The 22,553-nt window shown below is 64.7% G+C and carries 9 protein-coding genes; all 9 read left to right on the top strand.

Annotated elements, in window-relative coordinates; genetic code table 11:
- Positions 1-7 precede the first annotated feature (7 nt).
- The 9 genes from gspG to FHK92_RS20610 all read left to right on the top strand — a co-directional run bounded on the left by gspG (position 8) and on the right by FHK92_RS20610 (position 22,438).
- Complete coding sequence (gene gspG, locus FHK92_RS20650) at positions 8-457, top strand: type II secretion system major pseudopilin GspG (RefSeq protein WP_181289703.1); 450 nt, start codon at positions 8-10, stop codon at positions 455-457.
- A gap of 26 nt (positions 458-483) precedes the next feature.
- Complete coding sequence (gspK, locus tag FHK92_RS20645; RefSeq protein WP_181289743.1) at positions 484-1,428, top strand: type II secretion system minor pseudopilin GspK; 945 nt, start codon at positions 484-486, stop codon at positions 1,426-1,428.
- The gene (gene gspL, locus FHK92_RS20640) at positions 1,425-2,588 is read left to right on the top strand and encodes a type II secretion system protein GspL (protein WP_181289702.1); all 1,164 of its coding nucleotides are present in this window, start codon (positions 1,425-1,427) and stop codon (positions 2,586-2,588) included. Before gspK ends, gspL begins: the two co-directional genes overlap by 4 nt.
- The gene (gene gspM / locus FHK92_RS20635) at positions 2,581-3,135 is read left to right on the top strand and encodes a type II secretion system protein GspM (protein WP_181289701.1); all 555 of its coding nucleotides are present in this window, start codon (positions 2,581-2,583) and stop codon (positions 3,133-3,135) included. Before gspL ends, gspM begins: the two co-directional genes overlap by 8 nt.
- On the top strand, positions 3,132-5,501 hold the full coding sequence (gspD, locus tag FHK92_RS20630) for a type II secretion system secretin GspD (RefSeq protein WP_181289700.1): 2,370 nt from the start codon (positions 3,132-3,134) through the stop codon (positions 5,499-5,501). Before gspM ends, gspD begins: the two co-directional genes overlap by 4 nt.
- Before the next feature lie 8 nt (positions 5,502-5,509).
- On the top strand, positions 5,510-6,940 hold the full coding sequence (gspE, locus tag FHK92_RS20625) for a type II secretion system ATPase GspE (RefSeq protein WP_181289742.1): 1,431 nt from the start codon (positions 5,510-5,512) through the stop codon (positions 6,938-6,940).
- A complete protein-coding gene (gene gspF / locus FHK92_RS20620) occupies positions 6,940-8,151 on the top strand; it encodes a type II secretion system inner membrane protein GspF (RefSeq protein ID WP_181289699.1) in 1,212 nt (403 codons plus the stop codon). The genes gspE and gspF overlap by 1 nt, the downstream gene beginning before the upstream one ends.
- A 339-nt stretch (positions 8,152-8,490) precedes the next feature.
- Positions 8,491-9,723, top strand: coding sequence for a substrate-binding domain-containing protein (locus tag FHK92_RS20615; protein ID WP_181289698.1), 1,233 nt, complete (start codon positions 8,491-8,493; stop codon positions 9,721-9,723).
- A 202-nt stretch (positions 9,724-9,925) separates the two neighbouring features.
- Complete coding sequence (locus FHK92_RS20610; RefSeq protein WP_181289697.1) at positions 9,926-22,438, top strand: filamentous haemagglutinin family protein; 12,513 nt, start codon at positions 9,926-9,928, stop codon at positions 22,436-22,438.
- The last annotated feature ends 115 nt before the right edge of the window (positions 22,439-22,553 follow it).

Here is a 22,553-nt window from a genome sequence, read left to right as displayed (position 1 = left end):
TGTCGAGATGGGTGTCGCATCGTCTGGCCGTCCCACACATGGCCCTCGCCGGCAGCAAGGCTTTACCCTGATCGAGATCATGGTCGTGGTGGTCATCCTCGGCATCCTTGCCGCCATGGTCGTGCCGAAGGTGCTTGATCGCCCTGACCAGGCCAGGGCCACGGCGGCCCGCCAGGATGTTGCGGGGCTGATGCAGGCACTCAAACTGTTCCGTCTCGACCAAGGGCGCTACCCGACCATGAACGAAGGGCTCAAGGCCCTGGCGGAAAAACCCGCCAACGCCACCAGCGCCAATTGGCGCGCGTACCTGGAACGGCTGCCCAAGGACCCGTGGGGCCGCGCCTACAACTACCTCAATCCGGGCACTAACGGTGAGGTCGATGTGTTTTCCCTCGGCGCCGATGGGCAGCCCGACGGCGAAGGTGTCAACGCTGATATCGGCTCCTGGCAGCTCTAGTCGTGAATCGCTCAGCCCAGCGTGGCATGGCGGTGATCAGCGCCTTGCTGGTGGCGACCGTGGTCGCGGTGATCGCCGCTGGCATGATCGCCCGACAGGTCCAGGTGACTCGCAGCGTGGAAAGCGAAAGCCAGCGGGTGCGGGGCGCCTGGTTGTCCAACGGCGTATTGGAATGGACCCGCCAGGTGCTCTGGCAGCAACGCCTGCGCGAGCCGATGACGCGTTTGGACCAGGCGTGGGCGCAGCCCTTGCGTGGGGTGCGCCTGGACGCTGAAAGCGGGGTGTTCGACGGCCATATCAGCGATGAGCAAAGCAAGTTCAACCTGCGCAACCTGATCCTCGACGGCCAACTCGACACACTGGAAGTCGCCGTATTCGAACGCCTGTGCGCCGAGCTGGGCGTGCCCGTGGCCCAGGGCAACCGTATCGTCCAACGCGTGGTGGAGGCCTACCCCAAGCGCTTGCGTCCACCGCCGCCAGCCTCCAGCGCGGCACCCGGGTTCGACAGCGGTCGCCTGACATCGCCGGACGCCGAAAGCCAGCCGCTGCCCGCCACCCGGCCGATGTTGCGCGGTCTCGATGACCTGGCCGGCCTGCCCGGGATCGACCTCGCTGCCCTTGAGCGCCTGCGCCCCTATGTCACGGTGCTGCCGGCGCCCACTTGGGTGAATGGCAATACCACCACGGCCCAGGTATTGGCCGCGCGAGTGCCCGGCATGAGCGTGGCGCAGGCGCAGGCGCTGATAGCCGAGCGTGACCGCGGCCAGTGGTTCATCAACAGCGGGGATTTCCTCAACCGCTTGCGCGTGCCGCAGATGAGCACGGAGCAGTTGCGCCTGGGCATTACCAGCGAGTGGTTTCTATTGCGGGGACAGGCCACTGTCGAACAGCGCCGCTTCGGTGTCCAAGCGTTGTTTTATCGCAGCGAGCAGCGCAGGCCGCAAGTGGTCTGGTCGCGGGTGGGCGCATGAGCACCTTGCTGCGCATAGCGCTGGCGCCGTTGGCACAGTTGACCGCCGACAGCCCGTTGGACTTCGCCTGGCTCGATCGCAAGGGCGTGCTGGTCGAGCAGGGGCGGCAACCCCTGCGCGAGCTGAGCGGCGCGGCCCAAGGCAAAGCCCTGGAGCTCTGTTTGCATCCTCAAGACACGTTGCTCGCCTGCATCGAATTGCCGCCACTGCCACCGGCGCGCCTTGGCGATGCCGTGCGCTGTGCGGCAGACAACCTCCTGCTGGGCAGCGACGATGCCGTGCATCTGGCGCACGGGCCTCGCGATACGGGCGGCCAGGTTCAACTGGCTTGGTTCGAGCGTGCGGCCCTGTTGCGTCTTTTGCAATTATTGCAGGGGCTCAAGTTGCAGCCGCGTGGTGTGTACGCGGCGCCTTGTTTTCTGCCGCTGGCTGAGCCGGGCACATGCACGGCGGCAAGCGTGGAAGGTCATTTGCTGGTCCGTGAGGATCTCCAGCGCGCCTGGGCGCATCCCATGATGCAGGAAGGCGCCGAACAGTTGCGCGAACGGACGGTGCGTTGGGTCGGCGAGGGGCCGGAATCCGTCGATTCATGGCCGGACGAGCAGCGCTGGCTCGGTCCGGTTCCCGCCTGGAACCTGCTGAGCGGGATCGAACAAAACGTGCGGGGCAATCAGCGCTGGGGCCGCGCGGTCGGCTGTTGCGCGGTGGCGGCATTGATCTGGACCCTGGGCCTCAACCTGTACGCGGTGCGGTTGGCCGGCGGGGGCCAGGCAATCAAGGGACAGATGACCAGCCGGGTCCAGCAGGCTTTTCCTGAACTGCCGGTGATCCTCAATCCCTTGCAGCAGGCTCGCCAGCAACGCGATGCCCGGCGCAATGGCGCGTTGGCCGAAGGTCCGGTCAGCTTCGCCGCCTTGGTGCAGCAGGCGGCTGGGCAGTTGCCGTTCATGGCGGGCGCGGTCGACAAACTCGACTTCGACGGCAGCGAATTGCACCTGACCCCGCGCACGCCTGCCCGCAAGCCACCCGCCGATAGCAACTGGCAAACCAGCCTGGCGCAAGCGGGCATCGTGGCCGATCTCGCCAATGGGCAATGGACGCTGAAGCGTTTGCCCGCGGACGCCAGGGCAGCGCCCGTTGCGGGAGGCACGGATGAATAGCCTGGCACGTTACCGCGCCCGCTGGCAGGCGCAGCGAGCCAGCGCTCAGCAGTTCTGGCAACGCAGCAGCGCCCGGGATAAACGCATCCTGCGGATTGCCGCGCTGGTGTTGCCCGTGGTGGTGCTGTGGTACGGCCTGATCCAGCCGCCACTGCAACGCATCGACCATTGGCAAGCCGAACTGCCGCGCCTGCGTTCCCAGGCGGCAGCGCTGGATGGGGTGCTGGCCGAGGTGCAGGGCGCCGGCGTGGTGCCCGGCGCGATCACGCCACAGCTTGTGAAAGAGCGTTTGGATGGCATCGGCCTGGCCGGCGCCTACGACCTGGAGCACCGGGTCGAGGCCGACGCCGCAACCTGGCGGCTGACCCTCGACAACGCGCCCGCCGATGCCTTGTTCAACTGGTTATTGGACGACGCACCGAGGCTCGGCCTGCAGGTGCGCGACGCTCATTTGCAACGGGCAACCTCGCAAAGCACTGAGACGGCCGCGCGGATTTCCGGGGTCGTTGGCATGGAACAGGCGCCCGGCGCTAAGGAATCCTCATGAAGCGGTTTGGTACGTATGCGTCAACAATTCCCTTGGCGCTGTTGCTCAGTGCCTGTAGCCAATTGGGCAGTGAGCAGGCGCCGCCCATTCCCGCTCAAAGTGAGCTGGGCCAGCCGCTCGCACAGACCGGCAGCGGTGACGCGCTGGTGGAGCGCCAGCGTGTGCAGGCACAGGTAGAGCAACGACGCCAGGTCACGCGCAAGGCCTCGTCGCGCTCAAGCCTTCGGCCATCCTCCGACAATGCCGGCTCGACCGGCAGCGGGCTCGGCAATCAACCGGTGCAGTTGAATTTCGTCGAGGCCGATATTCCCGCCGTGGTGCGTGCGCTGTCACGCGCCACCGGTCGCCAGTTCCTGGTGGACCCACGTGTCAAAGGCCAGTTGACCCTGGTGTCCGAAGGCGAGGTGCCGGCCCGCACGGCCTATGACATGTTGCTCGCAGCCCTGCGCATGCAGGGGTTTGCCGTGGTCGAAGTGGAAGGGGTCAGCCAGGTGGTCCCGGAAGCCGACGCCAAGTTGCTGGGCGGCCCGGTGGGGGACGCCGATCGCGCGGCGGGCAACGGCATGATCACCCGGACCTTTCGCTTGCAATACGAAAACGCAGTCAACCTGATTCCGGCACTGCGGCCCATCGTATCGGCCAACAACCCCATCAATGCCTACCCCGGCAATAACACGGTGGTGGTCACCGACTATGCGGAAAACCTCAATCGGGTGGCGCAGATCATCGCCAACATCGACATACCCGGCGCCATCGACACCGATGTGGTGCCCGTGCAGAACGGTATTGCCGTCGACATCGCGACGATGGTGTCGGAATTGCTCGACGTGCAGGGCGCCGATGCGACGCAAAAGGTCTCGGTGATCGGCGACCCTCGATCCAATAGCATCATCCTGCGCACCGGCAGCCCCGAACGTACCGAGCTGGCCCGGCAGCTGATCTACAAGCTCGACAATGCCCAGAACAACCCGAGCAATCTCCACGTGGTGTACCTGCGCAACGCCCAGGCCAACAAGCTGGCGCAAGCCTTGCGGGGTTTGCTCACCGGTGAAGGGGAAATGGCCGGTGCGTCCACCGACAGCGCACGGAGCCTGTTGAACGGCGGTGGCCTGGGTGGCCCAGCGGGCAGCAGTACGAGCGGCAACGGCAATAATTCGTCGAGTACTACCGGCAGCAGTTCGCAAACCAACAATGGGCAGAGTGCAGGGCTGCAGATGTCGAGCGGCCAGGGCAGCCATCAGGCAGGCGAAGGCGCAGTGGCGTTTTCCGCCAACGGCGTCACCGTGCAGGCCGACACCACCACCAACACCTTGCTGATCTCGGCGCCCGACCCGCTGTATCGCAACCTGCGCGAAGTCATCGATCTGCTCGACCAGCGCCGCGCCCAGGTGGTGATCGAAAGCCTGATCGTCGAGGTCAGCGAAGACGATGCGAGTGCCTTCGGCATCCAGTGGCAAGCCGGCAACCTGGCGGGCAACGGCTGGATCGGTGGCGCCAACCTGGGCGGTGCTGGCATCAATACCTCGGCCAGGAACAGCATTGATGCACTGCCCGGAGGCCTGAGCATCGGCAAGGTGTCGGGCACGGTGAATATTCCCGGCATCGGCCAGGTGCTCGATTTGAAGGTGCTAGCCCGCGCCCTGAAAAGCAAGGGCGGAACCAACGTGTTGTCCACGCCCAACCTGCTGACGCTGGACAACGAAGCGGCGAGCATTTTCGTGGGCCAGACCATCCCCTTCGTCACCGGCAACTACGTGACCAACGGCGGCGGCAACAGCAACAACCCGTTCCAGACCATCGAGCGCGAGGAAGTCGGGCTGCGCCTGAACGTGCGCCCGCAGATTTCCGAGGGTGGCACGGTCAAGCTGGACATCTACCAGGAAGTCAGCAGCGTGGACCCGCGCGCCTCCAGCGACGCCGGCACGGTGACCAACAAGCGCGCCATCGACACCAGCATCCTGCTCGACGACGGACAAATCATGGTGTTGGGTGGCTTGTTGCAAGATGGCTTTACCGAAAGCTCCGACGCGATTCCGGGGCTGAGCAGCATCCCGGGCATTGGCGCGCTGTTTCGCAGCGACAGCCGCTCGCGGACCAAGACCAACCTGATGGTCTTCCTGCGGCCCTACATCATTCGCGACAGTAACGTCGGCCGCAGCATTACCCTCAATCGCTACGATTTTATCCGCCGTGCCCAGGGCAATCTGCAGCCAGCGCACAAATGGCCGCTCACTGATATGCAAGCACCGCAGTTGCCGCCGGCCGCCCAGGCGATGCCGCTCAATCCGTCACCCCGCCAGCCGATACCGCTCAATCAGCCACCCCGAGCGATGCGCGCCGTGCCGCTGGAACCGGAGCAGCCATGAATCCCTCTATGCAAACCGGTGCGGGCGCGTTGCCCTATGCGTGGGCCAAGGCCCAGCGGCTCCTCCTCAAGGTTGGCGAGGAGGGCAACGTGCTGCTGGTCAGTGCCGCGACGCCGGGCTGGGCCATCAACGAGGTCCGTCGGCGTTATGGCCCCACTGCGTTGCAACGCATACGCGACGAAGAGCTCGAAGCGCTGCTGACCAGCGCCTACGCCGACACCGGTAGCGCCGCGGCGATCGTCGGCGCGGCGGAAAACGAAGTCGACCTTGATCGCCTGATGCAGGACATCCCGGAAGTCACCGACTTGCTGGACAGTGAGGGTGGCGCGCCGGTAATCCGCATGATCAACGCATTGCTGACCCAGGCCGCGCGGGATGAGGCCAGCGATATACATATCGAACCGTTCGAAAGCCATTCCGTGGTGCGTTATCGCGTCGATGGGGCGCTGCGGGACGTGGTCGCGCCGCGCAAGGCCCTGCACGCGGCGCTGGTGTCGCGGATCAAGATCATGGCGCAATTGGACATCGCCGAAAAACGCTTGCCCCAGGACGGCCGCATCGCCCTGCGTGTCGCCGGACGGCCCATCGATGTGCGGGTGTCCACCGTGCCCACCGGCCACGGCGAACGGGTGGTGATGCGCCTGCTGGACAAACAGGCCGGGCGCCTGCAATTGGAAACCCTGGGCATGGCGCCCGCCGTGCTCACCCAACTGGATCAACTGATCCGCCAACCCCACGGCATCGTGCTGGTCACCGGCCCCACCGGCAGCGGCAAGACCACTACGCTCTACGCCGCCCTGGCCCGTCTGGATGCCAGCACCAGCAATATCCTGACGGTGGAAGACCCGGTGGAATACGACTTGCCGGGCATCAGCCAGATCCAGGTCAACACGCGGATCGACATGAGCTTCGGCCTGGCTTTGCGCGCGATCCTGCGCCAGGACCCGGACGTCATCATGATCGGTGAAATCCGCGACCAGGAGACCGCGCAGATCGCGGTCCAGGCCTCGTTGACCGGGCACCTGGTGCTGGCGACGCTGCACACCAACGACGCGGTGTCGGCGGTGACGCGGCTGACCGACATCGGCGTCGAGCCGTTCCTGTTGGCGTCGTCATTGCTCGGCGTCCTGGCGCAACGCCTGGTGCGTCGCCTGTGTCCGGCGTGCAAACAGCCTGACGAAGCCGCGCCGGGCCAATGGCGTCCTCATGGTTGCCCGCGCTGCAACCACACCGGTTACAGCGGCCGTACCGGTATCCACGAACTCTTCGTGGTGGACGATGAGGTGCGGCGGTTGGTCCATCAGGGTGAAGGCGAGCAGGCATTGCGCACCTGTGCGCGCCAGGCCGGCATGTTGAGCATGCGCGAGGACGGCGAACGCTGGGTGAGCAGCGGCTCCACCGCCCGCGAAGAAATCCTGCGCGTGACCCGGGACGCCTGATGAACCGCTACCGTTTCGAGGCCGCCGATGCCGCGGGGAACATCGAGCAAGGCGTGCTGGAGGCCGACAACCAGCGCAGTGCAATGAGTGAACTGCGCGGCCGTGGGCTGACGCCGTTGCGCATCGACGAGCAGTTGCACGTCGGCAGCGCCGGTGCCTCGGGCCTGTTCAGCGCAAAATTGTCGGACAGCGACCTGGCCTGGGCTACCCGTCAATTGGCAAGCCTGTTGGGCGCCAGCTTGCCGCTGGAAGCGGCCCTGTCGGCCACTGTCGACCAGGCCGAGAAACGCCACATCGCCGACACCCTCGGCGCGGTGCGCGGCGATGTGCGCAACGGCATGCGCCTGGCCGATGCGTTGGCCGCGCGACCGAGGGATTTTCCCGAGATCTACCGGGCGATGATTGCCGCTGGCGAGGAGTCTGGCGATCTCGCCCAGGTGATGGAGCGCCTGGCCGACTACATCGAAGAGCGCAACAACCTGCGGGGCAAGATCCTCACGGCGTTCATCTACCCAGCGGTGGTGGGCGTGGTGTCGATTGTCATCGTCATCTTCCTGCTGGGTTTCGTGGTGCCACAGGTGGTCAGCGCTTTTTCCCAGGCGCGCCAGGACTTGCCCACCCTGACCCGGGTGATGTTGCAGGCCAGCGACTTCCTGCGCGCCTGGGGTTGGGCCTGCTTTGCCGGACTTGCCGGATGCTGGTGGGGATGGCGGCGCTATTTGCGTAACGCCGACGCACGCCTGGCCTGGCACAGTCGGGTGCTGCGGCTGCCGTTGATCGGCCGCTTCGTGCTGGGGGTCAATACTGCGCGTTTCGCCTCGACCCTGGCGATTCTTGGCAGCGCTGGCGTGCCGCTGTTGCGCGCCCTGGATGCCGCCGGGCAGACCCTGGCCAATGATCGCCTGGCCCATTGCGTGGCCGACGCCACCTTGCGGGTGCGCGAAGGCGTGGGCCTCGCCAATGCACTGCGGGTCGGCAAGGTGTTCCCGCCCATCCTGATTCACCTGATCGCCAGCGGTGAAAAAACCGGGGCCTTGCCGCCCATGCTCGAACGCGCCGCGCAAACCTTGTCGCGCGACATCGAGCGCCGGGCCATGGGCATGACGGCACTCCTGGAGCCGCTGATGATCGTGATCATGGGCGGGGTGGTGCTGACCATCGTCATGGCCGTGTTGCTACCGATCATCGAGATCAATCAGCTGGTGCAATGACACCTGCGCGATGCCACTCCTGAGCGCCACTCGGGTTCATCCGGTCGACATCTACGCTGCGCCAGGCTACGGCGCACGGAGGAGGGCATGCCACGGACTCACGCTTACGCTGCGAAAGCTGAGCAAAATGTCAGGACGGTGTCGGTAACTCCCGAGAATATTTAGGAAAAACAAGGCCGAACACCCGAGATTTTTTCCTTTCTCTGTCACTGGAAATTGAGAGTTTCTACGCCGTGGCCACCCCTTCGAACGAGCGCCGGAATTCTGCTCGGGGCAGCGGTCGCGATGAGAAGCACAAGCGAACTACCAACGTCCAGACACGATGAAAGGAGATTCTTCATGTTCAAGCGCAACGTTCTCGCCGTTTCCATGGCCGTCGCCGGCCTCTGCTCCGCCCAGGCCATGGCCGCTGTCGTCGGTGGCGGTGCCACCCTGCCGCAAAACCTGTACGGCGTGCCACCGACTGGTGGCGTCGCAGCGCCCGTCGGCATCCTCAACGGCCCAGCGCCACAACCCGCCTTCGCCAACTACGTGGGCGTGGGCAGCGGCGGCGGCAAGAGTGCTTTCTTGACCAACAACTCGGACGTGCTGGTCTGGAACCTCGACGGCAACTCGGCAACTGCCCTGGAAAAGGTCTACGTTCCGGCCGTGACCGTTGACTACGCCGGCAGTGATTCGATCCTGTCCACTGCCGAACTGACCACCTATCGCGCCGCTCACCAGTCGCCAGCCGTGCCAACCGGCAACGCTGCCAACTGGGGTCCGATCATCCAGATTCCTGCCGAAGCCACTTCGGTAACCGTTCCGTACAAGTTGACGCTGGCCAACGGTACCGCGGTCAACAACCTGAACCTGACCAGCGCCCAACTGTGCGACATTTTCTCGGGCACCGTCACCACTTGGAACCAGGTCAACAGCACCTACCCGACCACCCCGATCAAGGTCTACTACCGTGCTGGCAGCAGCGGCACCAGCGAGATCTTCACCCGTCACCTGAACAGTCAGTGCCCGACCAAGTTCACCACCAACGGTACCTTCACCACGGCGGTCGGCACCGTTCCGGCGAACGCCACTGCCGTGACTGGCAGCGCCGCGATGGCCAGCACCGTGTTGTCCACCGAAGGCGCCATCGGCTACGTCGGGCCGGAAGATGTCAACGCCACCAGCAACGCCGTGGTCGCTCGCGTCAACGGCAACCTGCCTACCGTCGGCAACGTGACGACCGCGCTGAGCACCATTGCGCCGCCCGCCACCGCTGATCGTGGCCTGCCGGAAAACTGGGCCAAGGTCCTGCCTAACCCGGCGACGGGCTACAGCATCGTGGGCTACACCTTCCTGGTGTTCAACCAATGCTACAAGGACAGCACCGATACCGCGGCCGTACGTGACTTCATCAGCCGCCACTACACCCTGTCCGATGCCAACAACAACGACGATGAAATCATCGCCGCCAAGCTGATTCCTATCACCGACACTTGGAAAACGGCCATTCGCAGCACTTTCTGGACCGCCACCAACTCGCTGTCGGTGGGTAACACCACCGCCTGCAACGGCATTGGTCGTCCGCAATAAGCCCTGATTAGGGTCTGCTTCATGAACCGGCAACAGCCTCGCGCTGTTGCCGGTTTTTCATTTCAGCCAACCGCCCGGCAGATGAACATTGCATGACAAAAGTTCGGTCGCGACGGCTTCAACCTGCCTTGGGATTAGTCATTTGCGCGCCTCCTCCAGAGGGCGCTACCGAATTCGCCCTGCGTAAAAAGGATCCGTAGTGATGCGTTGCCGCCCACAGAAAACCACTCGCCATGATGCTGATTCTACTGCTGCGCTGTGCCTCAAACCCTTGGCCCAGGCCATCGCCTTGCTGCTGCTGGCCAATCCCGCCTACGCAGCGACCAGTTTCAGTTCGGCCTGGTTCGCGGCCAAGGGCGCGGCACCTGTCGCAGGCCCGGCCAGTCCCAGCGCGCCTCGCCCTGGAACGCCTCCACCGCTGGCGCAGCAGCAACGGGTGCAGCAGCAGTTGGGCCGTTCGCTGGCGAACATGAACAGCACGGTGGCGGCGATTGCGGCCAGCCAGGCTGCCCAGGCGGCAGGGCGTGCGGCCAGTTTCGGCGCGCCGCAGACCATTCATAACGGTTTGGGCGGCAATGGCTTGAACGCAGTGATCGGGCCGGATGGCAAGCCGTTGTTTCTCAACGCCAACGGTCCGGTACAGACCGACGCCAATGGCAAGGTTATCGTGACGATCAAGCAGACCGCCGACAAGGCGATCCTTAACTGGGACACGTTCAACATTGGCCGTGACACCACCCTGGCGTTTCAACAGGACGCCAGTTGGGCCGCGCTGAACAAGGTCAACAACAGCACCGCGCCGAGCCAGATCCAGGGCCAGATCAAGGCCGACGGCACGGTGATGATCCTCAACAGCAACGGCGTGGTGTTCAGCGGTAGCAGCCAAGTCAACGTGCGTAACCTGGTGGCGGCCGCTACGGATTTCAGCGACGAACAGTTCAAGACCGGTGGCCTCTACAACGCCAACGCGGCGAGCTTTACCAACGCCCAAGGCGCGATCCGGGTGGAGAAGGGCGCGCAGATTTCCACGACCGCCCCGAGCAAATCGACCGCCGGCGGTGGCTATGTCTTGTTGCTGGGCAAAAACGTCGACAACGCAGGCACCATCAGTACCCCGCGTGGACAGACCGTGCTGGCGGCGGGCGACAGCTTCACCATCAAGAAGGGCTTCGCCAGTGACGGCAACTCGACGTCGACCACGCGCGGCAATGAAGTCATCGCCCACCAGGATGGCGGCACGGGCGCCGGCCGGGTGAGCAACACTGGATTGTTGATGGCGGCCAGCGGTGATGTGACGCTGACCGGCAATCAAGTGCGGCAGGACGGTGTGGCCGTGGCCAGCACTTCGGCGGACACCCGTGGCACGCTGCACCTCACGGCGCGAGGCAGCGATGCCAACGTGACCCTGGGCGAGGGCAGTACCACGGCGATTCTGGTGGATGCCAGCGCGACGGCCCTGGACAGCCAACGCGACAGTGCCTTGAAACCGATCGTCAGCCAGGACGGCAAAGTCATTTCAGCGGACACCTATCGCCGCGACCTGTCCCTGGTGCAGATCGACAGCGCTGGCAGCGTCGATTTCCAGAAGGGATCGATCACCCTCGCCACGGGCGGTCAGGTGGCGGTGAACGCCGGCACCCGCAGCCTGGTGCGCGACGGTGCGGTGATCGACGTCTCCGGCGCCACCGGCGTCAAGGTGGCGATGGAAGCCAACAGCATCAAGGTCAACATCCAGGGCAACGAGCAGCGCGATGCCGCCGGCAACCGGGATGAAGGTACGTTGAACAACAACGACGTGTGGGTGGATGCGCGTGAGCTGGTGTTCGTACCCGCCGGCACCAACGGCTACGCCACTGATCGCTGGTACACCGCCGGTGGTCTGCTGGAAGTCAGCGGCTACCTCGGCACCCAGGGCCACAGCGCTGGCGAATGGATGGCCCAGGGCGGTACCGTGAGTTTTACCGGTAACGACGTGGTGACCCAGGCCGGCTCGCAGATCAATCTGTCCGGCGGCACGCTGGATGTGCAGAGCGGCACCGTCAAGCAGACCTGGCTCAAGGGCGCCGATGGCCGCTTGTATGAACTCAACAGTGCGCCTGGGGACATGCTCTACACCGGGATCTACAAGGGATACGAAGACCACACCCAGCGCTGGGGGCAAACGAAGTATTACTACAATCCCTTGATTGCCCCGCGTTCGCGCCAGGAGGCCGGCTACACGGTCGGCCGCGATGCCGGCACCCTGGTGATCGGGACTAAAAACGCGGTGCTCGAAGGCACGCTCGCCAGCGATACCTTCCAGGGTGACCGCCAGACCCGCGCCGCCCAGGCCGGCCTGGATGGCTACCAGCAGTCGCAGAAAGCCGTGGCCCGTGGCGGGCAGTTGGTGGTCGGCTCTTACGTGCCGTTCTACGTGAAGGAAAGCGGCACTGTGGAATATGCCCTTGGCGCCACGGCCAATACCTTGAAGAACGTGATTTTCGGCCAAGGCGCGGCGGGCGTTGCCGGTAGCGTCGGCCTGGACGGTGCCTTGCCGACGGATCGCCAGGGCACGTTGTACCTGGACAGCAACCAGCTCAACGGCTTCAAGCTCGGTGCCGTCAAGGTCGCTGCGAGCGAAGGCATCACAGTCAACGGTGCGTTGCAGGTGGCTCCGGCCGGTTCCATCAGCCTGTTTGGCCCGACGGTGGCCGTGAATGCCAATCTTACTGCCCACGCTGGTGCCATTCAGGTAGGCAGGGACTTCGTCCAGGTCGACGGCACGATGCCGGTTGTCGGCGCGTCCTCGGTCAGGGTGGCTGACGGGGTGCGTCTGGATGCCAGCGGGCTGTGGAGCAATCTACAACTGGACCCTGGCGATATCAGCGCCTTGCCTTACCAGAACGGCGGCAGCATCGCCCTGAAAACCGGCGGCGCCATCGCGCTGGGCGCCGGCAGCGTGCTGGACGTTTCTTCCGGAGCGGTGTTGCTCAACTCGGGCAAGGTGCAGGGCGGCAAAGGGGGCGATGTAACCCTGAGTAGCCTGAACGGCGGATTGAGCCTGGGGGGCGAGTTGCGGGGCCAGGGTGTAAAGGGCGGCGGCACCTTGCAATTGCAGGCCGGTAAAGTCCTGATCAGCGACACCGCGACCTCCGCGGCGGCCGATACCTTGCTGCTCGATGGTGGCTTCTTCAAAAAAGGCTTTTCCGCCTACGACATCATCGGCAACGACGGCCTGGAGGTTGCCGAGGGCACCCAGGTTGACGTCACCGTGCCGGTTTATCGCCAAGGCGCTGGCGCGCCTGGGGTCGCCACCGGTGGTACACCGGGCAGCGCGCTGGAGACCTGGACGCCGCCGCTGTACCTCGAAGACGCCAGTAAGGGCGTGCTGACCCAGCGCCAGGGTGCGAGCCTGTCCTTGCAAGCCGGCAGCCAGCAAACCGGCGCGGCGAATGTCGCCACGGCTGACCTGCTGGTGGGCAAGTCGGCGGTGTTGAATGTCGACCCCGGACAAGCGATCCGCTTGACGGGTATTGGCCAGATCACCGTGGACGGCACCTTGAATGCCTGGGGCGGCTCGATCACTATCGGCTCCGCGCCTGGGCCGCAAGCGGCGGTCATACCGCCCAGTGACAACTTCAAGTCGATCTGGATCGGCGAGAACGCGGTCCTGGACGTAGCCGCTCGCGCCGCCACCGCCACGGGTACCAGGGGGACCCAATATGGGTTCGTGCGTAACGGCGGAAGTATCGTCATCGGTGGTGAAATCGACCATGCGACGGGCGACGGCGGCGGTATCGGCAAATTCATCGTGGTGCGCGAAGGCGCGTTGCTCGATGCTTCGGGTGCCCAGGCGGTGCTGGATGACGCGGGGCAACGCCGAGTGGTTGCCAGCCACGGCGGCGACATCAGTTTTGGCTCGACCAGTGGGCTTTACCTGGACGGTCAGTTCAAGGCTGCCGCCGGCGGTGCCGGAGCGGCGGGCGGAAGCTTGTCGGTCGGGCTCGGGGCGACGGTTTATTTGAACAGCTCGGATTTGCCGGACAACCAGCGCAAGACTCGCGAACTGATTATCGAGCAGCACCATTCCGCGACGGGTATCACGGCCGGGAGCGCGCCAGAGCAGGGCGCCTCCCTGCTGGAGCACGGCTATGCACGGCTTGCGGTGGATCAGGTCGAGGCCGGCGGCTTTGATACGTTGTCCCTCTTCAGTACCGGTCTGCTGACCTTCGATGGCAATGTCAACCTGACGATGGCCAATGCGCTTCAGCTCTACGCGGGTGCGTACGGCATGGCGGAGACAGCGGCGGCGGACTCGGTGGTCAAACTGCGCGGTAACTATGTGCGCTTGGCCGGCGCGCAAGATAATACGACCGCCGGGGCTGACAACAGCAGCACCGGCATAGGGCTGGCGCCTTCGGCACGACCTGCCGCAGGGCAGTTGTTGGTGTCAGCGACCGGGTTGCTTGAGGTTCGCGACGCGGTGAGGATCGGCGGCAGCGGAACGCTGACGATGGCCCAGGGCGAAGTTCGAAACGTCGATCGTCGTGGTTTTGCGGATTTGCAATTGAACAGCCAGGGTGACATTCGGATGGCGAGCAGCCAGGCCGATCATAAAATGTTACTTCGAACCCCCGGCGTCCTGGGCCTCACCGCCGCGCAGATCTATCCCGGCACCGGCGTGCAAGGGACGCTGACCGCCAAGCGCATGGACATAGGCCGCAACGGCTCGGCGATTCCCTCGGTGCCTTATTCCGCGTTTGGCGAGTTGCGGCTTGAGGCGGATGTCATCAACCAGGGCGGCATTCTGCGGGCGCCATTGGGCAACCTGATCATTGGCCAGACGGCGCTGGAGACCGCGTCCCGTCCCGGCAGCGACGTGAACTTGCTGCCCGGCAGCCTGACCTCCGTCAGCGGCGCGGGGCTCGTCATGCCCTATGGCGGAACAGCGGATGGCAAGTCCTACGTGTTCGATGGCGTGACGCTCGACAAGAGCCTGCTGCGGCCAGCCCTCAATGGCGTGCCGGGAAAGATCGATCTGGTGGGCGAGACCATCGACGTTGCGGCGGGAGCCGTTGTGGACGTGTCCGGTGGGGGTGAATTGACCGGCGCCGGGTTCATCTCGGGGCGTGGCGGCTCCACTGACGCGCGCTTCAACCCCTTGGTGCAGTTCGGTCCGGACGGTTTCCTGTTACCGGCACTGAGCAGCAACCCGGTCTACGCTATCGTTCCTGGCGTACAGACCGGCTATGCGCCCACGGGTGGTGAAGCCGGCGCCGTCGCCCCCTTGGTCGGCCAGCAGATTACCCTCGGTGCTGGCGTACCCGGCTTGCCGGCCGGCACCTATACCTTACTGCCCTCGACCTACGCGCTGCTGCCGGGTGCGTTTCGCATCGAGGTCAACGGCCTGGCCGGGCAGGGTGGGGTGGTGCCGACCCAGGCCATGCGTAACGGCTCCTGGGCAACGGCCGGTACCCTCGGCATTGCCGGTACGGGCGTACGCGACAGCCTGGCGAGCCAAGTGATCGTCACCGCGGCCGATACGCTGCGCCGCTATTCACAGTACAACGAGACCAGCTTCAGTCAGTTCGCCCTGGCCGACGCGGCGCGCCTGGGCGTGCCCTCCGTGTTGCTGCCCCGGGATGCCAAGGCGTTCAACGTCACGTTCGAGCGCAACCAGAGTGACCAACCGAGCTTCAGTTTTGCCGGGAAACTGCTGAGCAAAGCAGCCAAAGATGGTCGCGGCAGCACCACCGCACTCACGTTGGTCAGGGCCGGGAACCTGGAGATCATCAAGGCAGGAGAGGCGGTCAGTTCTGGATTGGACGTTGTAACCCTGACCGACGATGCGGTGAATGCCATCCGCGCCAGCAGCCTGTTCATTGGCGGTTACGCCTTGGCCCGCTATGGCCAGGGCGGTAACTTCCTTGAATTCAGTGATGGCAACGGCAGCGCCTCCCGAACCCAAAATATCACCCTGCGCAGCGGTGCGACCCTGCGGGCGCCGGAAGTGTTCCTGGTGACGTCGAGTCCCAATGGCGGCATCACCGTGGAGCAGGGCGCGTCGATCAATACGCTGGGCATGGGCGCCGTGGCGCGTGACTCGCGCGATGGCTATCTCTACAACCCCGGTCGCAACAGCGTGCTCGCCGTCTCCAATGGCTACGTGAACATGCTGGCGCCTTCCGCACCCAACCCGCAAAGTCCGGACAGCGCACCAGGCAGTATCCGCATCGGCGTGTGCGACGGCGTTTGCACCGGCACCACTCGCCTGTATTCCGAAGGCACCATCGCCTCGGCCACGGACAATCGCTTCGAGCTGACGGATGCCGTACGCTTCGGTACCCGTAACCTGACCCTGGCGGTTGGCGGCATCAACGTTGGCAGCGCCGAGACCCTGGCCGACCTGGCGTCACGCAATCTGTTGCCCAGCGGCCTGACACTCAACCAGCAGGTGCTCGACCGCCTGTTGCTGGGCGATACCAGCGCTGGCGCGCCGGCGCTCGAAACCCTGGTGCTGGGCGCGCGCGACTCACTGAATTTCTATGGCAACGCCAGCCTCGATACCTTTGACGCGGTGACTGGCAAGTCGCGGCTCAAGGAATTGGTGCTTGGCACTCCAGCGATCTACGGCAAAGGCAATGCCAATGAAACGGCGCTGATTCGCACCGGTAACCTGATCTGGAATGGCGTGCAAAACGAGGCTGGCAGCATCGTGGCCGGCGGCGCGGGCACCGGCACGGGCAACCTGCAGATCGATGCCCAACGCATCGAGTTTGGTTATGCCCCAGCCACCGAGTCCAAGGTGGCCAAGGCCTATGACCGCCTGGCCCTGGGATTCGCCAACGTCAATCTCAACGCCAGCGAACGCATCACCGCCAACCATAAGGGAGGCTTGTCGGTTTACCAGAGCCAGGGCGAATACATCACCGGTAAAGGTTTCCAGTACAGCGGCGGCAACCTGAACATCCTCACGCCGTTGATGACCGGCGAGGCCGGGTCGGTCAACCGGATCACCGCAGGCGGCAATATCCGCGTCAGCGCTCCGGCGAGCAGCCGCGTGCCCGTGGCCAGCGCCGATAGCCTCGGCGCCGAGCTGGCGTTGAACGGCCAGAACGTGCGGGTCGACGGCAACGTGGTCTTGCCCAGCGGCAAGCTGACCCTGAGCGCCGAGGACGAGTTGACCTTGAGCGCCGCCGCGCGCCTCGACCTGGCCGGACGCAAAATCACCTTCAACGATGTCAGCAAGTACAGTTGGGGCGGTGACCTGATTCTCGAAAGCCGCAACGGCAATATCCGCCAGGCTGTCGGCTCGGTGATCGATCTCTCCGCCGTGAACAACCAGGCCGGCACGCTCAAGGCCACCGCATTGGCGGCGGCTGCCGGCAGGGTGGACCTGGCGGGCACCATTCTTGGCAGCAGCAGCGGCTACTACGATGCGGGCGGTACCGCCGTGCCCTACAAGGCCGGCAGCGTGGACATCCGCGCCCAACGCCTGGGTGACGCAAGCCTGAGCGAGGATTTCGCCGTCCTCAACCAACGGTTGAACCAGGGCCAGGTATTCGGCGGGCGCAGCTTCCAGCTCAAGCAGGGTGACCTGGTGATTGGCGATGGCCTGAAGGCCGGCGTGGTCAGCGTATCGGTGGACGGCGGCAAACTCACGGTCAATGGCACCGTGGACGCCAGCGGCGAGCGGGTGGGTTCCATCCGCCTGGCCGGCAAGCAAGGCTTGACCCTCGGCGGCAACGCCGTACTCGACGCCCATGGCAGCGTGCTGCGGGTCGACAGCTACGGCCAGATCATCGATTCGCCGAACCGCGCCATGGTCGAGCTCAGTTCCGGTGATGGCCTGCTGACCTTGGCCGACGGCGCTCGGATCGATTTGCGTCACGGCACTGCCGCTACGACCGGCCACGACGGCAAGGCCCGCGGCACCCTGGAACTGAACGCTCCTCGCCTGGGCGGGGCGACTGCCGGCGATATCGCCATCGACGCCAGCGGCAACCTGAATATCCAGGGCGCCAAGCTGATAGCGCTCAATGGTGTGCAGCGTTACGACAATGCCCACTACGGCAGCGATCCGGCGGCCAGCGGCAGGCCGTATCAGATCATCAATCAGGACTACCTCAATGACATCGACCGCGAAAACCGGAACTTCATCGACAACGCCTTGAAAAACGACGCCTTGCGCGACGGTAAGCTGGCCGGCCTGAACAATGCGACGTACCGCAACGCGTTCCACCTGCGCCCCGGCGTCGAAATCGTCAGCGCCACCGCCGACGGTGACCTGGTAGTGCAGGGCGACCTGGACTTGTCCGGCTATCGCTACGCCAGCCTCAATCCGCTGACACCCCAAACGCCTGTATACGGTTCCGGCGAAGTCGGCAGCCTGGTACTGCGCGCCGGGGGCGACCTGACCGTGCTTGGCAGCATCAACGATGGTTTCGCGCCGCCGCCAGAAACGCCGGACGACGATGGCTGGGTGCTGACGCCCGGCAAGCAAATGTTCAACGGCGATGTGCTCGTGCCCCGCGCGGGCATTGAATTGCAGGACGGCACGACGTTCCTCTCCGGCGTCATCCTCAACTACGACCTGCCGCTGCAAGCCATCACTCTGGCCGCAGGCACGCGCCTGCCGGTGGACGGTGAGTTGGCCGAGGCGATTTCACTGCCTGCCGGCACGGTATTGGCGGCCAATATCCGTTACCGCGACGGCCGTGTGGCGTATGCCGCCGGTACGCGCCTGACCGCCGACCTGACCGTGGCGCAAGGGATGATCCTCGGGAGTGGTTCGGTGTTGATCGGCGATATCGCCTTGACCGGATTGGTCTGGCCAAAAGGCGTGGCTTTGCCCAGCCGTCCGGCAAGTTCGGTGACAGTTCATAGCCCAAGCACCGTGGTTCAGGCGGGCGCGTTGCTGTTGCCCTTGGGCGCGCTGATACCCGCAGGCACCGACGTGAAGCTGGCCGAAGGCGTGGACAAGATCAATCTGCGCGGCGGCGATGGCAAGGGCCACAACTGGGCAATCGCGCCCATGTTGGCCGAGGGTTCGCAGTCCTGGTCGCTACGTGCCGTGGCGGGCGCTGATTTGCAAGCCGCTGATACCCGCCTGGTCAATCCGTATGCCGAGCATGGGCGCTTTACCGTGGCCGATACTCACTATGGAATGCTGGCGAAGGCGGGAGGCCAGGTGCTGACCGATCAAGCCTCGCTCGACTATTTTGGTGACTTGAGCTACTCCGGGCGACCCGTGGCGGAGTTGGCTGACCTTTACGGCATGAGCGTCGACGAGTTCTGCGGGCAGGCGCCAGGGCTCTGCGTCGCGGCGGGGCGGACGTTGACCGAGCAAGCCTCGCTCGACTATTTCGGTGACCTGACCTATGCCGGTCGGCCAGTGGCGGAGTTGGCGGACCTGTACGGTATGTCGGAGGACGAATTCTGTGCCCAGGCGCCGGGGTTATGCGTCGGTGGGAGCGTTTACACCTACGTGGTGGGCACCAGCAGCTTCAGTGTGCTTCGTACCGGTACCGGCGATCTGGACCTGGTCAGCGCAGGTGATTTCAGCATGCAATCGCTGTTTGGCATTTATACCGCGGGCACGTCGTCCTTGAGCCTGGCCGACTCGGCGGCGTACAACCTTGCGCGAGGCGTCTCGGTGAATAACGCCGGCCTGCCGACTGACTCGATCCTGGGGAACGGTGACAGCCCTTATGAACGCTTGGTGGATGGCGGCGCAGACAGCCGATATCGCGCATGGTATCCAGACCATGGCGGTAACCTGCTGCTGTCGGTGGGCGGCGATTTGGCCGGTGACATAGTCGGCAGAAAACAAAGTACTCTCGTGACCGAAGATGCACCGCAGATGGAGAGCTCGGGGGTTGGGAATTGGTTGTGGCGCCAAGGCGATGGTGACGGTACGCCTACGGCCTGGTGGATCAATTTCGGCACCTATGTGCCCCATGGCACCGATCCGGTACTGAACGGTTTCACCGGTGTCGGTACGTTGGGCGGCGGCAACGTGGATGTGCGAGTCGCAGGCGACGCGGGTATGTTGGCCGCCCGTGGAGAGCGAGGCGAGCAGGGCGCCAGTCGCAGTCAGGGGATAGTCCTGGCGGTCGGCTCGACCGGGCGCATGGTGGACGGTCAATTGAAGTTCACGGGTGGCGGTGACCTGTCGCTGGCAATCGGCGGCGCGCTCAACCCTTCACTGGAGGCTAGGGCGTTTCTCGACTTAGCCGGCCAGCCGGTTGATTCGCGCCATGACATGAATGGCAGCCTGACGAACTTGCGGGGTTCGCTGAGGGCCAGTGCCGGTTCGTTCGGCGGCATGGAATTGATCAACGGTCCGGACGAGGTTTCGCAGGACCCCCGAGAAATCCGTGCCTACAACCCATACGATGCAACGATGGCCAGCGCGACCGGTGGACTGCTGCTGGTACCCGGCGATGCCACCGCCAGTCTGGATGCCCGTGGCGATCTCGTACTTGGCGCCGCAGTGGACCCGGGCCGTGCGCCGACACGAGTCGCCCAGTCGGTGGACCTGGGCGGCGGGACCAGAGGCCCCGGATATTCCTGGTTCAGCCTGTGGACTGACCATACGGCTATCGATCTGTTTGCCGCTGGAGGGAACGCTACGCCTTCGACCCAAGGCGGAGAGCTTTCGACAGGCTCCGGTATCATCACGCCTCGTGGCGGTATGGACTATTCACCGACCGACGGGCGTTTCGTCTATCCGTCGATTTTGCGGGTAGCCGCGCCCTCAGGCAGCCTGTATTACGGGCCCTCATCACGTGGGGTAGGGAGCTTTGTGACCCCCTATTCCTTGATCCTGGCGCCTGGAAACCAGGCGCAGCTGGAGTTTCTCGCTGGGGATTCGATTTATGCGGGAGGCTACGCAATATCACCGACCAATGCTTCAGCAAGCAGCCTGGCAACTCCGGACCATCCTGCGTTCTATTACAAGGACCGATCGGGTGTGCTACACGGCGACCTGGAAGGAGCGAGTGCGGACCCTTCGGTACTCAGAAGCATCGGAATGGGCTTGTTCGCGTTCGGCGGTACAGGGTCTGGCGGAGATTATCGAGGCGCGGACCAGCCGGTACGCTTCTACGCCGTCAGGGGCGATATCGTTGGGTTGCGCACGGGCGAGCTGATTGCCTTCAGTGCCGGTCGCAGGGGCGGCGAGACCTGGTACGAGGCCGCCAGTCCCGCCTGGATCATGGCGGGGCGGGATATCGTCAACAGTGGTGACATTGCGGGCACTTTACTGACGCAGTTCGAAACCGGGCCCACCAGCACCGGCAACCTGTTCGTCCACGACGACCCCACGGACATCTCCATTGTCTCCGCCGGCCGCGACATCCTCTACAGCACCTTCAACGTTGCCGGCCCCGGTACGCTGGAAATCAGCGCCGGGCGCAATATCCTGATGGAAGACCAGGCCGCCGTGACCAGCCTCGGTCCGGTGAAAGCGGGTGACAATCGCCCCGGCGCAAGCATCGTGATGCAAGCCGGTGTAGGCGCCGCCGGGCCGGATTACCTGGGCTTCGTGCGGCAGTACCTCGACCCGGCCAACCTGGCGGACGCCGGTGCCGGCCTGGCCCAACAGCCGGGCAAGGTGGCGAAGACTTATGAGGTCGAGTTGGCGGCGTGGCTGGCATTGCGGTATGGCTTCAACGGCGATACCGAGCAGGCGCTGGCCTACTTCGCGGCATTGCCGTCCGAACAACAACGGGTGTTTGCCCGCCAGGTGTACTTCGCTGAGCTGCGTGCCGGTGGCCGCGAGTACAACGATGCCAGCAGCCCGCGTTCCGGCAGCTACCTGCGCGGTCGCAACGCCATCGCCGCGCTGTTTCCCACCCACGACGTGGCCGGCAATGCCTTGGCTTACCAGGGCGACATCACGATGTTCGGCGGCGCCGGGGTGCACACCAACTTCGGCGGCGATATCCAGATGCTGACGCCCGGCGGGCAGCAGGTGTTCGGTATCGAAGGCGAGGCCCCGCCGTCCAGTGCCGGGGTCATCACCCAAGGTGCCGGTGACATTCAGTTGTTCAGCAACGGCAGCGTGTTGCTGGGACAAAGCCGGATCATGACCACCTTCGGCGGCGACATTCTCGCCTGGTCGGCGACCGGGGATATCAACGCCGGTCGCGGCTCGAAAACCACCTTGGTGTACACGCCGCCCAAGCGCGTCTACGACGACTGGGGCAACGTCACGCTGTCGCCGTCGGTGCCGAGCACTGGCGCCGGTATCGCCACCCTCAACCCCATCGCCGAGGTCGCACCGGGCGACATCGACCTGCTCGCGCCGCTCGGCACCATCGACGCGGGAGAGGCGGGCATCCGGGTCTCGGGCAACATCAACATCGCCGCGTTGCACGTGGTGAACGCCGCCAATATCCAGGTGCAAGGCAAGTCCAACGGCGTGCCGGTCAGCGCGGTGGTCAATACCGGCGCACTGACCAACGCCAGCTCCGCCGCAGCGTCGGCGAGCGATGCCGCGGAAGGCGTCGCACGCGAACAACAGGCCGCTTCGCGCAACCGTATGCCATCGGTGTTCAGCGTGCAGGTCCTTGGCTTCGGCAACGAGCGTCTGGCGCCATCCCAGGAAGGCGCCAGCCGTGCGCCGGCCCAGGAACCGAGCAACAGCGTGCGGGTATTGGGGGCTGGACGGTTGGACGACCAGGCGCGCAATCAATTGACCCCTGAGGAGCAACGCAACCTGACGCTGTAAGCATCGTTCCAGGGCCCCAGGGCGACAGGCAACTGTCGCCCTTTTTCATGGGCGCGGGGCGCTGTCGGTAGCCGTTCATGAAGATTCGATGACAAAAGTTCGGTAGTGGCCGGTG

The sequence above is a fragment of the Pseudomonas brassicacearum subsp. neoaurantiaca genome (assembly GCF_013608025.1).
Classification (GTDB): Bacteria; Pseudomonadota; Gammaproteobacteria; order Pseudomonadales; family Pseudomonadaceae; genus Aquipseudomonas.
Note: the sequence above shows the minus strand (reverse complement) of the source record. Positions and strands in the feature narration are given on the sequence as shown.

Coding starts and splice junctions, on each gene's coding strand:
- gspG (WP_181289703.1), top strand. CDS start 8: ATGGGTGTCGCATCGTCTGGCCGTCCCACACATGGCCCTCGCCGGCAG.
- gspK (WP_181289743.1), top strand. CDS start 484: ATGGCGGTGATCAGCGCCTTGCTGGTGGCGACCGTGGTCGCGGTGATC.
- gspL (WP_181289702.1), top strand. CDS start 1,425: ATGAGCACCTTGCTGCGCATAGCGCTGGCGCCGTTGGCACAGTTGACC.
- gspM (WP_181289701.1), top strand. CDS start 2,581: ATGAATAGCCTGGCACGTTACCGCGCCCGCTGGCAGGCGCAGCGAGCC.
- gspD (WP_181289700.1), top strand. CDS start 3,132: ATGAAGCGGTTTGGTACGTATGCGTCAACAATTCCCTTGGCGCTGTTG.
- gspE (WP_181289742.1), top strand. CDS start 5,510: ATGCAAACCGGTGCGGGCGCGTTGCCCTATGCGTGGGCCAAGGCCCAG.
- gspF (WP_181289699.1), top strand. CDS start 6,940: ATGAACCGCTACCGTTTCGAGGCCGCCGATGCCGCGGGGAACATCGAG.
- FHK92_RS20615 (WP_181289698.1), top strand. CDS start 8,491: ATGTTCAAGCGCAACGTTCTCGCCGTTTCCATGGCCGTCGCCGGCCTC.
- FHK92_RS20610 (WP_181289697.1), top strand. CDS start 9,926: ATGCGTTGCCGCCCACAGAAAACCACTCGCCATGATGCTGATTCTACT.